The organism is Micromonospora sp. NPDC023966, from assembly GCF_040639095.1.
In the GTDB taxonomy this organism is placed as follows: Bacteria; Actinomycetota; Actinomycetes; order Mycobacteriales; family Micromonosporaceae; genus Micromonospora.
Genome location: NZ_JBEZZJ010000010.1, coordinates 185,143 through 199,087 on the forward strand (window position 1 = coordinate 185,143; position 13,945 = coordinate 199,087).

Annotated in this window: 15 protein-coding genes; 12 read left to right on the forward strand and 3 right to left on the reverse strand. The window is 74.3% G+C overall.

Translation table 11 applies throughout. The annotated features are described in order from the left end of the window. Positions 1 to 50 precede the first annotated feature (50 nt). The 8 genes from AB0F68_RS16370 (at position 51) to AB0F68_RS16405 (ending at position 6,512) form a co-directional block, all read left to right on the forward strand. Positions 51 to 1,160: an SAM-dependent methyltransferase gene (locus AB0F68_RS16370; RefSeq protein ID WP_357338243.1), complete on the forward strand. Its 1,110-nt coding sequence runs from the start codon at positions 51 to 53 to the stop codon at positions 1,158 to 1,160. Positions 1,161 to 1,194: 34 nt separating this feature from the next. After that, positions 1,195 to 1,488 (forward strand): DUF503 domain-containing protein, encoded by a 294-nt coding sequence (locus AB0F68_RS16375; RefSeq protein WP_357338245.1) that lies wholly within the window; start codon positions 1,195 to 1,197, stop codon positions 1,486 to 1,488. 248 nt (positions 1,489 to 1,736) lie between these two features. Beyond that, positions 1,737 to 2,234 (forward strand): 30S ribosome-binding factor RbfA, encoded by a 498-nt coding sequence (gene rbfA / locus AB0F68_RS16380; protein ID WP_357338247.1) that lies wholly within the window; start codon positions 1,737 to 1,739, stop codon positions 2,232 to 2,234. Then, positions 2,231 to 3,277, forward strand: coding sequence for a bifunctional oligoribonuclease/PAP phosphatase NrnA (locus tag AB0F68_RS16385; protein ID WP_357338249.1), 1,047 nt, complete (start codon positions 2,231 to 2,233; stop codon positions 3,275 to 3,277). Before rbfA ends, AB0F68_RS16385 begins: the two co-directional genes overlap by 4 nt. Before the next feature lie 76 nt (positions 3,278 to 3,353). Then, positions 3,354 to 3,764, forward strand: a complete 411-nt coding sequence (locus AB0F68_RS16390; protein ID WP_357338252.1) for a hypothetical protein — start codon at positions 3,354 to 3,356, stop codon at positions 3,762 to 3,764. Beyond that, on the forward strand, positions 3,764 to 3,973 hold the full coding sequence (locus AB0F68_RS16395; protein ID WP_357338293.1) for a DUF6186 family protein: 210 nt from the start codon (positions 3,764 to 3,766) through the stop codon (positions 3,971 to 3,973). The genes AB0F68_RS16390 and AB0F68_RS16395 overlap by 1 nt, the downstream gene beginning before the upstream one ends. Positions 3,974 to 4,536: 563 nt before the next feature. Beyond that, the gene (locus tag AB0F68_RS16400) at positions 4,537 to 5,061 is read left to right on the forward strand and encodes an AAA family ATPase (RefSeq protein WP_357338254.1); all 525 of its coding nucleotides are present in this window, start codon (positions 4,537 to 4,539) and stop codon (positions 5,059 to 5,061) included. Positions 5,062 to 5,186: 125 nt separating this feature from the next. Further along, positions 5,187 to 6,512, forward strand: coding sequence for an MATE family efflux transporter (locus tag AB0F68_RS16405; RefSeq protein WP_357338257.1), 1,326 nt, complete (start codon positions 5,187 to 5,189; stop codon positions 6,510 to 6,512). A gap of 3 nt (positions 6,513 to 6,515) precedes the next feature. On the opposite strand, the gene AB0F68_RS16410 is transcribed toward AB0F68_RS16405, so the two are convergent. The 3 genes from AB0F68_RS16410 to AB0F68_RS16420 form a co-directional block, all read right to left on the reverse strand. After that, entirely contained in the window at positions 6,516 to 7,457 is a 942-nt protein-coding gene (locus AB0F68_RS16410) for a hypothetical protein (RefSeq protein ID WP_357338262.1), read from the reverse strand. Between the two features lie 55 nt (positions 7,458 to 7,512). Next, positions 7,513 to 7,812 (reverse strand): hypothetical protein, encoded by a 300-nt coding sequence (locus AB0F68_RS16415; RefSeq protein WP_357338264.1) that lies wholly within the window; start codon positions 7,810 to 7,812, stop codon positions 7,513 to 7,515. Positions 7,813 to 7,901: 89 nt separating this feature from the next. Next, positions 7,902 to 8,903 (reverse strand): hypothetical protein, encoded by a 1,002-nt coding sequence (locus AB0F68_RS16420; RefSeq protein WP_357338266.1) that lies wholly within the window; start codon positions 8,901 to 8,903, stop codon positions 7,902 to 7,904. 111 nt (positions 8,904 to 9,014) lie between these two features. Here AB0F68_RS16420 and truB point away from each other — a divergent pair, with 111 nt between their 5' ends. From truB to AB0F68_RS16440, 4 genes are all read left to right on the forward strand, one after another. After that, the gene (gene truB / locus AB0F68_RS16425; RefSeq protein WP_357338268.1) at positions 9,015 to 9,899 is read left to right on the forward strand and encodes a tRNA pseudouridine(55) synthase TruB; all 885 of its coding nucleotides are present in this window, start codon (positions 9,015 to 9,017) and stop codon (positions 9,897 to 9,899) included. 30 nt (positions 9,900 to 9,929) lie between these two features. Continuing rightward, the gene (locus tag AB0F68_RS16430) at positions 9,930 to 10,856 is read left to right on the forward strand and encodes a bifunctional riboflavin kinase/FAD synthetase (RefSeq protein ID WP_357338271.1); all 927 of its coding nucleotides are present in this window, start codon (positions 9,930 to 9,932) and stop codon (positions 10,854 to 10,856) included. 204 nt (positions 10,857 to 11,060) lie between these two features. Continuing rightward, on the forward strand, positions 11,061 to 11,330 hold the full coding sequence (rpsO, locus tag AB0F68_RS16435) for a 30S ribosomal protein S15 (RefSeq protein WP_043962418.1): 270 nt from the start codon (positions 11,061 to 11,063) through the stop codon (positions 11,328 to 11,330). Between the two features lie 220 nt (positions 11,331 to 11,550). Then, a complete protein-coding gene (locus tag AB0F68_RS16440) occupies positions 11,551 to 13,938 on the forward strand; it encodes a polyribonucleotide nucleotidyltransferase (RefSeq protein ID WP_357338274.1) in 2,388 nt (795 codons plus the stop codon). Positions 13,939 to 13,945: the final 7 nt, after the last annotated feature.

The following is a 13,945-nucleotide window of genomic DNA, read 5'->3' on the forward strand; positions in this document are numbered from 1 at the left end:
CCTTCGGGCCCCGGCCGTCGCCGTTTCCGCAGGCTGCGACAATCTCCGGCGTGATCGGGTACGCGCTTCTCCTCGCCCCCTCCGCCAACCGCGTCTACGCCGACGCGGCCGCCCGGCTGGCCCGGGCCGAGCTGACCGTGTTCGCCGGGTCGGGGGTGCTCGACGCGGCGCCCGTCGACGCCGCCGTGGAGCGGATCGGCGGGGTGGAGTACCTGACCTTCGCCGTCCCGGAGCCCGGCCTCGGCGCGCGGGACCTGGCCCACCTGGCCAACCTGTCGGCGGCGTACGCGCTCTTCGAGCGGGTCGGTGACGACCTGCTCCGGCCGGTGCCGCTGCACCCTCTGGCCCGGTACGACTCCGACCTCATCACCATCCCCAAGTACGCCGGGAAGACCAACGAGCAGTTCACCCGGCTGCTGCTCAACGTCACCCTGCTGGCGTCGGCGTCGGCGCCCCGGATGCTGGACGCGCCGCTCGTGGTGCTCGACCCGCTCTGCGGCCGGGGCACCACCCTCAACCAGGCGCTGATGTACGGCTACGACGGCATCGGCGTGGAGCAGGACGGCAAGGACGTGGACGCGTACGCGGCGTTCCTGCGTACCTGGCTGCGCCGCAAGCGGCTCAAGCACACCGCCGAGACGGTGCCGGTGCGGCGGGACCGCAGGCTCCTGGCCCGGCGCTTCGAGGCGGTCCTCGCGCCGTCCCGGGACGCGCACCGGGCCGGGGCGACCCAGCGGGTCACCGTGCTGCACACCGACACCACCCGGGCCCGCGAGGTGCTCCGTGCCCGCTGCGCCGACGTGATCGTCACCGACGCCCCGTACGGGGTGGCGCACGGCAGCCGGACCGACGCGGGACTGTCCCGCAGCCCCCTGGATCTGCTCACCGCCGCCGTGCCGGTCTGGCGGGAACTGCTCCGACCGGGCGGGGCGCTGGGGCTGTCCTGGAACACCCACGTCGCCCCCCGGGCGGCGGCCGAGGCGGTGCTGGCCGACGCCGGCCTACGGGTGGTGGACGGGCCCGGCTGGGGGGACCTCGCGCACCGGGTCGACCAGGCCATCGAGCGGGACGTGGTGGTGGCGGTCGCGTCCGACGGCGACTCCGGCTCGGCGCGTCCGACGCCGCGCGGCGACCTGGAGCCGTCGCCGGAAAACGGGTGACCGGGGAGCTGCTCCTGCCGTACCGTTGCTCGCCGTGTATACCGGAACCGCGCAGTTCGACCTGTTGCTCCCGGGGGACTCCCGGTCCCTGAAGGCCAAGCGGTCGTACGTCCGGCCGATCGTCGCGGCGCTGCGCCGGTTCGAGGTCTCCGCCGCCGAGGTCGGGACGCTCGACCTGCACGGCCGGGCGCAGATCGGGGTGGCCGTGGTGGCCGCCGAGCCGGCGCACGTCCGCGAGGTGCTCGACTCCTGCGAGCGGCTGGTGGCCGCCCGGCCGGAGGTCGAACTGCTGTCGGTCCGCCGCCGCCTGCACGGCGAGGAGGACTGACCGGGCCGCTCACCGGCGGCACCGGCGGCCCCGCGCGGGGGCGGCGATCGCGCGGGTAGTGTTCGAGATGTTGAGCGGTCGGACCCGGCGGCGCCCGCGCCGTCCGTCTCCGGCCGACGGCTCCAGCGACGGCTTCAGGTCGCAGCGCGGCGTCAGACGCGCCGAACTGAAGTCGTCGTAGCGGCGCGGCGTCAGACGCGCCGAGCCGGAGTCGTCGTAGCAGGCACGAAGCCCTGGAGGTGGGGGACATGACGGATCCGGCCAAGGTACGCCGGCACGCGGAGCGCATCCGTGAACTGGTCGCGTCGGTGGTGCGGAGCCAGATCAAGGACCCCCGGCTCGGCATGATCACCATCACCGACGCCCGGATCACCGCCGATCTGCGCGACGCGACCGTCTTCTACACGGTGCTCGGTGACGCGGCGGCCCAGGCCAGCACCGCCGCCGCGCTGGAGAGCGCCAAGGGCCTGCTGCGCAGCACCGTCGGCAAGGCGCTCGGGCTGCGCCACTCGCCGACCCTGACCTTCGTCCTCGACGACGTGCAGGACCAGGTCAAGCACATCGACGACCTGCTCGCGGCGGCCCGCAACGCCGACGCCGAGGTGCAGCGCCTGGCCGCCAAGGCCCAGTACGCGGGCGAGCCCCAGCCGTACCGGGTGGAGGACGAGGACGCCGAGGTCGAGGAGACCGAGGCCGAGGACACCGAGGCCGCGGTCGACGAGTCGCGCGGCGGCGACCGCCGGTGACCGGTTCCGCCGCGGGCGGCTCGCCGGCCGGTGCCGGCCCGACCGACACCGACTGGGCGGCCGCCGTCGCGGCGGTACGCGAACTCCCCGCCACCGCGCGGGTGCTGCTCATCTGCCACGTCAACCCGGACGGCGACGCGCTGGGCAGCATGCTCGGCTTCGGGCTGGGCCTGCGCCGGCTCGGCGTACGACAGCTCCAGGCGACCTTCCCCGGGCCGCCGGAGGTGCCCGAGCCGTTCCGCTGGCTGCCCGGCTCCGACCTGCTGGTGGCGCCGGACGACGCGTACCCCGATCCGGACCTGGTGATCTGCTTCGACGTGGCGAGCGAGTCCCGGCTGGGCGACCTGGTCGACCGGCTGGACAAGGCGGGCAGCGCGCTGGTGCTGGATCACCACGCCTCGAACACCGGGTTCGGTGGCATCCACCTGGTGGACCGGCACGCGGCGGCCACCTCGGTGGTCGCGCTCGGGCTGCTGGACCGGCTCGGGGTGGCGCTGGACGCGGAGATCGCGGCCTGCCTCTACGTGGCGCTGAGCACCGACACCGGCTCGTTCCGCTTCGAGGCCACCACTCCGGCCGTGCACGAGCTGGCGGCCCGGCTGCTGGCCACCGGGATCCGGCCGGGGGAGATCTCCCGGAAGGTCTTCGACACCCGGCCGTTCGGCGCGGTCCGCCTCTTCGGCGAGGTGCTGGGCCGGGCCCGGCTGGAGCCGGCGGCCGCCGCCGGGCGCGGGCTGGTCTGGACCTACGCCACCCGCGCCGACCTGGCCCGGCACGACCAGCCGGCGTACGTGCTGGAGGCCCTGATCGACTCGGTGCGCTGCACCGCCGAGGCGGACGTCAGCTGCGTTGTCAAGCAGGCCGGCGACGCCGAGTGGGCGGTCTCGCTGCGCAGCAAGGGCGCGGTGGACGTGAGCCGGGTGGCGATGGCGCTCGGCGGCGGCGGGCACCGGTTCGCGGCCGGGTTCACCGGCCGGGGCACGGTCGACGAGGTGGTCGAGCGCATCCGCGCGGAACTCTCCGGCGCACTGCTGCCCGCCTGACCCGGGGTGAGAACCGGGGGTGACTCCGGGGCGTGCCGGTCTTCCGGCGTTCCGTGACGCTGGGGACAATCGGGTGATGGATCACCCCCGTGAGCTCACCGTCGAGGCGCCCCGGGTCTGGGACCGGCCGGTCGTCTCCGTGCCGGTGTTGATCTGCCTCTCCCTGGTCGGCGGGCAGCTGCCGTCCTTCTCCACCGCGGCCAACCTCTACACCCTGGGCACCGGCGGGGCGTTGATCTGGGTCGGCCTGAGCAACCGGGTGCCGCCCCGGCGGCTGGCGCCGCGTCGGCTGCCGCCCGGCGCGCTCTGGTGGCTGCTGCCGGTCACCGTCTTCGGGGTCCTGGAGGGCGCCACCTTCGTGCTGTCGGTGGGGGACGAGTTCCCCACCTTCTCCCGGCTGGCCGACCCGATGCTGGAGGACCAGTTGGTCCGCTCGGCGGCCTGGTTCGCCTGGCTGACCGCCTTCTGGGGACTGGTACGCCGATGATGCGCGCCCTGGCAATCGGCGGCTTCCTGGCCGCGCTGCTGCTCTTCGCGGGCGTCGAGTGGGCCGCCCGGCGGGAGGGCTCGCGGATCCCGTCCCTGGCCGACGTCTGTGCCTTCGTGATGCGCTACGAGGTCGGGCCGGTCCCGGTCGGGCGGATCGGCCTGTTCGGTTTCTGGTGGTGGCTGGGCTGGCACTTCCTGGCCCGCTGAGCCGCACCCCGACACGCTCCGTGCTGTCCGTATCGCGGGAACAGTGGGCAGCATGTGGAAAGTGAACGTTAATTTGGGTGGGGCCGGCGTTTCGGCGCTGGTCACGGGCGGTGGTGCCACACCCGGTGCCGCCTCCCTCCAGGGTCAGACCGACCCGGGCTCACGCTGCCAGGGAGCCGCTCCGGTGATCCCGGACCGCTGCCGGCGCTCAGCAGACCGACGGCTCCAGGCCGCGGCGCGGCGGAAGACGCGCCGAGCTGGAGTGTCGGACCGACGGCTCCAGGTCGTGGCGCGGCGGAAGACGCGCCGAGCTGGAGTGTCGGATCGCCCTCAGGGCCGCCGTGCGTCGGTGGTCCGCACCCTGGAAGGGAACTCCCATGGCGACCAAGCGCAAGCCGCAGACCGAGAACACCACCGACGAGGCGCGCGAGCAGATGCGCCGCGCTCTGCAGACCTCGATGGACACCCGTCAGTGACGGTGGCCGCCCGGCGGTGACGCCGTACCCACGACGTCACCGCCGCTCCGGTCGCCCCGTGCCCGCGTCCGGCGCTACCGTCGCCCGGTGCGCCGCATCCTGATCGTCGGCAGCGCGGGCGCCGGCAAGAGCACGCTCGCCCGCGAGGTCGCCCGCCGGCTCGACCTGCCGCTGATCCACCTCGACCGGCACTACTGGCTTCCCGGCTGGGTGCCCGCCGGGGAGGCCGACTTCCGCGCCGAGGTCGCCGCGCTCGCCGCCCGCCCGGCCTGGGTGATGGACGGCAACTACGGCGGCACCCTCGATCTCCGCCTGCCCCACGCCGACCTCCTGGTGCTCTGCGACCCGCCCCGACTGCGCTGCCTGGTCCGGGTGCTGCGCCGCCGCTGGGCGTACCGGGCGACGCCCCGGCCCGACCGCCCGGAGGGCTGCCCCGAGCAGATCGACCTCGAGTTCCTCCGCTACGTCTGGAACTACCCCCGTCGCTCGCGCCCCCGCATCTTCGCCGCCCTCCGGAACACCGCCCCCACCCTCCCGGTGGCCCACCTCCGCACCCGCCGCCAGATCCGCCGCTGGCTGGCCACCCTCCCCGCCCCGCCCCATCGATCATGAGGTTGACGGCGGTTTCGGAGATCCAGACCGGCGCCAACCTCATGATCGACGGAGGGACGCGGCCGGATCGGTAAGTGATGGTCGGGGTTGCGTTCCTTACTGGGTGCGTGCCAGGATCGGCGGCGATGAGTCAGACCGTCGCCTCCGCCACCCAGTCCGCCACGGCCCGGCGGATCGCCGCGCTCGCCCTGCCGGCGCTGGTGGTGCTCGCCGCCGAGCCGCTCTACGTCCTGGTCGACACGGCGGTCGTCGGGCACCTGGGCCGGGTCCCGCTCGCCGCGCTCGCCGTCGGCGGCACGGTGCTGACGCTGACCGCCTGGCTCGGCACCGTCGTCGCCTACGGCACCACCGGGCGGTCGGCCCGGCGGTTCGGCTCGGGGGACCGGGCCGCCGCGGTGGCCGAGGGCGTGCAGGCGTCCTGGCTCGCCCTGAGCGTCGGAGTGCTGGTGGCGCTCGCCATGCAGGTCGGGGGCGGGTGGTTGGCGCGTACCCTCGTCGGCGGGCCCGGCGAGGTGGCCGACGCCGCCGCGACCTGGCTGCGGATCGCGGCGCTCGGCGCGCCCGGCCTGTTGCTCGCGGCGGCCGGCAACGGCTGGCTGCGCGGCATCCAGGACACCCGCCGGCCGCTGCTCTTCGTGCTCGCCCCCAACCTGCTCTCCGCGCTGCTCTGCCCGCTGCTGGTCTATCCGGCCGGGCTCGGCCTGGCCGGCTCGGCGGTGGCGAACGCGCTGGCGCAGACCCTCTCCGGTGGCCTCTTCGCGGCGGCACTGGTCCGTGAGCAGGTCCCGCTGCGCCCCCGACCTCGGCTGATCGGCCAGCAGTTGGCGCTCAGCCGCGACCTGCTCATCCGGGGCGTCGCCTTCCAGGCCAGCTTCCTGTCCGCGACCGCCGTAGCCGCCCGGTTCGGCGCCGCCGCGGTCGGCGCGCACCAGATCGCCGTACAACTCTGGTTCTTCACCGCCCTGGTGCTGGACGCCCTGGCGATCGCCGCGCAGTCGCTGATCGGCGCGGCGCTCGGCGCCGGCGAGGCCGCCGCGGCGCGCGCCCTCGCCCGGCGGATCGCCCTGCTCGGCGGCCTCTGCGGGGTGGCGTTCGCGGTGCTCATCGCCGCCGGGGCCGGCCTGGTGCCGTCGTGGTTCAGCTCCGATCCCGAGGTACGCGAGCAGGCCATGGTCGCCTGGCCCTGGTTCGTCGCGCTCCAGCCGATCGGCGGCGTGGTGTTCGCCCTGGACGGCGTGCTGATCGGCGCGGGGGACGTCCGCTACCTGCGCAACCTCACCATCGTGGCGGCGCTGGGCGGCTTCCTGCCGGCGATCTGGCTGGCCTACGGGCTCAACCTCGGGCTGGGCGGGATCTGGGCCGGGCTGACCCTGTTCGTGGTGCTCCGGCTGGTCGCCCTGCTGCTGCGGCTGCGCTCCGGCGGCTGGGCGGTGGTCGGCGCGGTCCGCTGACCGTCAACACGGCTTGAACGAGCCCGGCCCGCCCATCCACGGCTCCACCGTCCAGAAGCCCTCCGCCAACCGGGCACAGTCGACGTTACTGGTGCTCGCCTCCGCCGACACCAGCCAGAGCCCTCGCTCCGCGGCCGGCAGCGCATCCGGCCGGGGCACGTGCCACACGACCTTGTCGCGGATCGCCGCCAGGCCCGCCGCGCCGGGCGTCGTGCGCGGCACGTCGAAGGCGTACAACCAGACGTACTCGGTGGTGATCTCCAGCACCGGGACGCCGTTCTCGTTCGTGGTGGCCCGGTAGCGCATCGTCCCCCGGGCCCTGACCTCCTCCGCCCGGTCCTGGGAGCCGATCCGCGTGGCGTAGTGCAGGAAGGTGTCGCCGTCGAAGTCGTGGATCCGTTCCCGGCGGGCGGCCGGTGCCAGGAGTGCCAGGAACGGCTCCGGGTCACCGACGATCATGCTGGTGTCGAGCCGGGCCGCCACCAGCGCGGACCGGACCTGGGTCAGGGCCGCGGTCACCTCCCGGGCGGTGAACGGTCCCTGCGCGGCGGCCCGGGGCAGCGTGATCCCCGCCTCGCCGACCGCGTAGTCCGCCGCGACGGTGCCGGCGAAGAGGTCGCGCGGCTCGCCGACCTGACTCAGCGGCACCGGCGACGGCGTAGGAGACGCCGCGGGCCGGGACGTGCCGGCCCGGATCCGCTCGACCGTGACCCGGCCGAGCGTGGCTGCCCCGCCGACCAGCGCCAGCGCGATCAGCACGACGACGGCGGTGTGGCGTTTCCCGCTCTGCCGGGCCCAGGCCAGCCGGGCCCGTTCCCCGCGGGTCAGCGGCGTCGCCGCGTCCTCGCCGGTCATCCAGCTCGGCAGCCGGACAGCGTCACCGCGGGTGGCGACGGTGTACCGGTCCGGGGCCATCGGCGGGGCGGTCTCGTCTTCGGTGGTCATCAGGCATCCCAGACATACGGAGGGTTGGCCGTCGCACCCGGAAGGGCGCGTCCGGTCAGATCTCGCGGTTCGTGATCTTGTAGAGCAGGTAGAGCGTGCCGACCACCAGGGTGGTGGCCACCACGGCCACCACCACGAAGGACGTGATGGCGGAGACCACCGGGTGCCGCTCGCTGAACCGGGTGCGGTCCCGCCACGCCCAGAGCCGGCGCCGCGCCGCCGCCAGCGCCGGCACGCCGTCGACGAAGTCGGAGACGCGGCGGCCGAGGGTGCGCCGCGGCGGCTCGGGGTTCCGCATCCAGTCGGGCAGGTCGACCCGGGGGCGGTGCTGGTGGGACGGCGGGGTGGTGCTCACTCGGGGCTCCTGGGGGTGGGGCGATGAAGGGGGGTGGCGGCAGTGTGCCGGAACGGGGCCCACGCCGCGACCCCGTGCTCCTGGCCGGGTCAGCAGGTGTCCGGGATGTCCAGCGAGCGGTCGGGGTCGTAGAGAGAGTCGGGGTCCGGCGTGGGGGTGGCGACCACTTTCCCGTCGTGCCACGTGCCGACATTCAGCAGTCCCTTGTCGGAGGCCGCGCAGTCGACGTTCGCGGCGTACGAGCGCATGTCCCGGAGCCAGAGACCGTTCGCGCGGGCCGGGACGTCGCCCGGGTGCGGCACGTGCCAGACCAGCGTGTCGTGCACGACCACCACCCCGTCGCCGGGCACCACCTGCGGGCCGTGGAAGGCGTACGCCCAGACGAAGTTGGTGGTCACCTCGAGCACCCGGGTCCCCTGTTCGTTCCGGGTCGCCCGGTAGGTGATCCGGCCCTTCACCCGGGGCTGGTCCGGCAGCAGCCGGGCCCCGGGCGCGAGCCGGGTCGCGAGGTTGGCGAAGACGGCGTCGGTGAGGTCCGCCCGGACGTAGCGGCGCTCGTCCGGCGCGAACTGCCGCACCAGCCGCTCCCGGTCCTTCGCCGTCATGAACGCGCGGTCGAGCCGGGCGGTCACCAGGGCGGCCCGGATCTTCGTGAGCGCGGCCGACACCTGCTTCGCGGTGAAGTCGCCGGTCGCCTTCGCCGGGGGCAGCGTGATCCCGGCCGCTCCCTCGGGGTACGCGGCCGCCGGGGTGCCGTCGAACGGGCCGGCGGCCGGGGGCGGCGAGGCGGAGGTGGTCGCCTGGATGCCGGGGGGCGGGCTCACCGTCGGGTACGCCCGGGGCTGCTCGGCGGGGCGCCGGACGTACCGGTATCCGGCCGGGGCGAGGTAGGCCAGCAGCGCGAGCACCAGCACCGCGCCGACGCCGACGCGCAGCCCGCGGGCGTGCCGGCCGAACCAGATGCGCAGCCGGGTGGCCGGTCCGACCCGGATCTCCCGCTCCAGTTGGCGTACCCAGTCGGGGATCTCCTCCGGGCCGGGTGAGGGGCGGTCGAGCCGCGGTGGCTCGGGGGTGAGGTCGTCGCTGCTCATCATGCTTCCCGGGCAGAAGTGGGGCGAGGGGCGCACGATCTTGACACCCGGCTCGATCAGGGCGGTATCCCCCGCAGGGGCGACCACCGCCGTCTGGCAGGCTTGGCGGTCGTGAGCGCAGACGGTCTGATCGTGGTCGACAAGCCCGGCGGCATGACGTCGCACGACGTGGTGGCCCGGATCCGGCGGCTGGCCCGGACCCGGCGGGTCGGCCACGGCGGCACGCTGGACCCGATGGCCACCGGCGTGCTGGTGATCGGTGTGGGCCGCGCCACCCGGCTGCTCACCTACGTGATCGGCGCGGGCAAGAGCTACACCGCGACGATCCGGCTCGGCCAGGCGACGGTCACCGACGACGCGGAGGGCGACGTGATCGCCAGCACCCCCGCCGGGGCGGTCACCGACGACGCGGTCCGCGCGGCGCTCGCCGCGCTCACCGGCGAGGTCGACCAGGTGCCCAGCGCGGTCAGCGCCATCAAGATCGACGGGCAGCGGGCGTACAAGCGGGTGCGTGAGGGGGAGAGCGTCGACCTGCCGGCCCGGCGGGTCACCATCTCCCGGCTGGACGTGCTGGCGATCCGCCGGGACACCCCGGACGTGGTGGACGTGGACGTGGACGTGACCTGCTCGTCCGGGACGTACATCCGGGCCATCGCCCGGGACGCGGGCCTGGCGCTCGGGGTCGGCGGCCACCTCACCGCGCTGCGCCGCACCGCGGTCGGCGGGTTCACCCTGGCCGAGGCGGCCACCCTCGACGCGCTGGAGCAGCGCGCGCCGGAGGTGGTGAACCTGCCGCTGGACGCGGCCGCCGGCCGGTTCTTCCCGCGCCGGGACGCCACGCCCGAGGAGGCGAAGGTGCTCTCCCACGGCGGGCCGCTGGACCCGGCGGGCATCGCCGGGCCGTACGCGGTCTTCGGCCCGGACGGCGGGTTGATCGCTATCGTCAGCGAGCGGGACGGGCGGGCCCGCGCGGAGATCGTGCTGGCCCCCGCCTGACGGCGCGTGGGCGGACAGGGGAGGAGCGGCATGCAGCGGTGGCGGGGGTACGAGGCGGCGCCCGGCGGCTGGGGACGGTCGGTGGTCACCATCGGCGTCTTCGACGGCGTGCACAAGGGCCACCAGGCGACCATCGGCCACGCCGTGGCGCGCGCCCGCGAGCTGGGCGTCAAGTCGGTGGTGGTGACCTTCGACCCGCACCCGGCCGAGGTGGTGCGCCCCGGCTCGCACCCGGCCGTGCTGACCGAGCCGGCCCGCAAGGCGGAGCTGATCGAGGCGCTCGGCGTCGACGTGCTCTGCGTGGTGCCGTTCACCCCGGAGTTCTCCCGGCTGCCGGCCGAGGAGTTCGTGCACGACATCCTGGTCGAGCACCTGCACGCCGCGCTCGTGGTGGTCGGCGCCAACTTCCGGTTCGGGCACAGGGCGGCCGGCGACGTGGCGCTGCTGGAGCGGCTGGGCCGCACCTTCGGCTTCGGCGTGGAGGGCGGCCCGCTGGTCGCCGAGGCGGGCACGGTCTTCTCCTCGACCTACATCCGCTCCTGCGTCGACGCGGGCGACGTGACCGCGGCGGCCGCCGCGCTGGGCCGGCCGCACCGGGTGGAGGGCGTGGTGGTCCGCGGTGACCAGCGCGGGCGGGAACTGGGCTATCCGACCGCCAACCTGCTGACCCACCGGTACGCGGCGATCCCCGCCGACGGGGTGTACGCAGCCCGGCTGGTGCGCCGGGGCGGGGAGCCGCTGGCCGCGGCGGTCTCCATCGGCACCAACCCGACCTTCTCCGGCCGGGAGCGCCGGGTGGAGGCGTACGCGCTGGACTTCACCGGCGACCTCTACGGCGAGCGGCTGGCCCTGGACTTCGTGGCGCACCTGCGGGAACAACGGACGTACGACGCGATCGAGCCGCTGGTGGCCCAGATCGCCGAGGACGTGGAGCGGACCCGCCGGGCGGTCGGCTGAGCGTGCCGGAGCGCCCCCCGGGCGCTTCGCGGCCCTTCACCGGGCGGTTCCCCGTCGGGCTGGTAGTCTGGCGGGGACGTCGGCTGACCGACGTGGGGCCTCGCGTGCCTGCACGACGCCGCGGGTGCGAGGAACCGGTCCGTTCCCCGGTCACTCCGACCGATCCGACGGACCTCATCGAACGTTCCACGAAACAGGGAGAACATGGCGCTCGACCAGGAAGCCAAGGCCAAGATCCGTGCGGAGTACGCGACCGCCGAGGGCGACACCGGTTCGCCGGAGGTGCAGGTCGCGGTCCTCACCAAGCGGATCGCTGAGCTCACCGAGCACCTGAAGGTGCACAAGCACGACCACCACAGCCGCCGCGGGCTGCTGCTGCTGGTCGGCCGTCGCCGCCGGCTGCTCAACTACGTCCAGAAGAAGGACATCAACCGCTACCGGTCGCTCATCGAGCGGCTCGGCCTGCGCCGATGACGCGACGGGGGAGTGGCCACTCGGCCGCTCCCCCGTTCCGGTACCACCGAAGAATCCGGCCGCGCGACAACCCGAGAGGGAGCCGGTCAGCACCGGTCTCCGGTAGTGGCCCCCGGGAATCCCGGCATCATGCCGGCCACCCGGGCGCTTCGATCGAAGACCGGCCGCCTGAGCAGTTCCCCGTGTCGTGGGCCGACGACGCGAAGGAGCACCACAGCACATGACCGAGACCAACCTCGGCACCGAATCCCGCACCGCCGTGATCGACAACGGGTCGTTCGGCACCCGCGAGATCACCTTCTCCACCGGCCGGCTCGCCCGTCAGGCCGCCGGCTCCGTCATCGCCCAGCTGGGCGAGACGGTCGTCCTCTCCGCCACCACCGCCGGCAAGCAGCCCCGGGAGCAGTTCGACTTCTTCCCGCTGACCGTCGACGTCGAGGAGCGGATGTACGCCGCGGGCCGGATCCCCGGCTCGTTCTTCCGCCGCGAGGGCCGGCCCAGCGAGGACGCCATCCTCACCTGCCGGCTGATCGACCGGCCGCTGCGCCCGTCGTTCGTCAAGGGCCTGCGCAACGAGGTCCAGGTCGTCGAGACCGTGCTGGCGCTCGACCCGCAGCACCCGTACGACGTGGTGGCGATCAACGCCGCCTCGATGTCCACCAAGCTCTCCGGCCTGCCGTTCTCCGGCCCGATCGGCGCGACCCGGGTCGCGCACGTCGACGGCCAGTGGGTCGCCTTCCCGACCCTGGAGGAGCTGGCCCGGGCCACCTTCGACATGGTCGTGGCCGGCCGGGCGCTGGCCGACGGCGACGTCGCGATCATGATGGTCGAGGCCGAGGCCACGCCGCACGCCGTGGCCCTGATCGCGGACGGCGCCACCGCCCCGACCGAGGAGATCGTGGCCAGCGGCCTGGAGGCCGCCAAGCCGGCGATCCGCGAGCTGTGCCGCGCGCAGAGCGAGCTGGCCGAGGTGGCCGCCAAGCCGGTCGCCGAGTTCCCGGTCTTCCTGGACTACTCCGACGACGCGTACGAGGCGGTGGCCGACCTGGCCCGCGCCGAGGTCGCCGAGGCCCTCAAGATCGCCGGCAAGGCGGACCGTGAGGAGGCCCTGGACCGGGTCAAGGCCAAGGTCGCCGAGGAGCTCGGCCCGCGTTTCGAGGGCCGCGAGAAGGAGCTCTCCGCCGCCTTCCGCTCGCTGACCAAGTCCGAGGTGCGCAACCGGGTGCTGCGCGAGCAGGTCCGCATCGACGGCCGCGGCCCGCGCGACATCCGTCCGCTGACCGCCGAGGTCGGCGTGCTGCCGCGGGTGCACGGCTCGGCGCTGTTCGAGCGGGGCGAGACCCAGATCCTGGGCGTCACCACGCTGAACATGCTGCGCATGGAGCAGATGGTGGACACGCTGTCCCCGGAGAACCGCAAGCGCTACATGCACAACTACAACTTCCCGCCGTACTCGACCGGTGAGACCGGCCGGGTCGGCTCGCCGAAGCGGCGCGAGATCGGTCACGGCGCTCTCGCGGAGCGGGCGCTGATCCCGGTGCTGCCGTCGCGCGAGGAGTTCCCCTACGCCATCCGGCAGGTCTCCGAGGCGCTCGGCTCCAACGGCTCCACCTCGATGGGCTCGGTCTGCGCCTCGACGCTCGGCCTGCTTTCCGCGGGTGTGCCGCTGAAGGCGCCGGTCGCCGGCATCGCCATGGGCCTCATCTCCGACGAGGTCGACGGCAAGACCCAGTACGTGACGCTGACCGACATCCTCGGCGCCGAGGACGCTTTCGGCGACATGGACTTCAAGGTCGCCGGCACCCGGGACTTCGTCACCGCGCTGCAGCTCGACACCAAGCTCGACGGCATCCCGTCGGACGTGCTGGCCGCCGCGCTCCAGCAGGCGAACGAGGCCCGGCAGACCATCCTCGACGTGATGCAGCGGGCCATCGAGGCCCCGGCCGAGATGTCGGACTACGCCCCGCGGGTCACCACCGTGAAGATCCCGGTCGACAAGATCGGCATGGTGATCGGCCCGAAGGGCCAGACCATCAACGCCATCCAGGACGAGACCGGCGCCGAGATCTCCATCGAGGACGACGGCACCATCTACGTCGGCGCGACCAACGGCCCGTCGGCCCAGGCCGCGGTCGAGCGGATCAACGCGATCGCCAACCCGACGCTGCCGAAGGTCGGCGACCGGTTCCTCGGCACCGTGGTGAAGACCGCCGCCTTCGGCGCCTTCATCTCGCTGCTCCCGGGCCGCGACGGCCTGCTGCACATCTCCAAGGTGGGCGACGGCAAGCGGGTCGAGAAGGTCGAGGACTTCCTCAACGTCGGCGACAGGGTCGAGGTCGAGATCGCCGACATCGACCAGCGCGGCAAGATCTACCTGGACAAGGTCCGCCCGGAGGGCGCCGAGGCGCCGGCCGCGGCCGAGGCCGAGGGCGAGGGCGGCGAGCGTCCGGCCGGCCGGGACCGCGGCGGCGACCGTGGCCCGCGGGACCGCGGCGACCGTGAGCGCGGCGGCGACCGCGAGCGCGGCGGCCGCGGCCCGGAGCGCGGCGAGGGTGGCGGCGAGGGCGGCGGCGACGGCCGTCCGCGGCGCCGGACCCGGCACAGCTGATCCACTC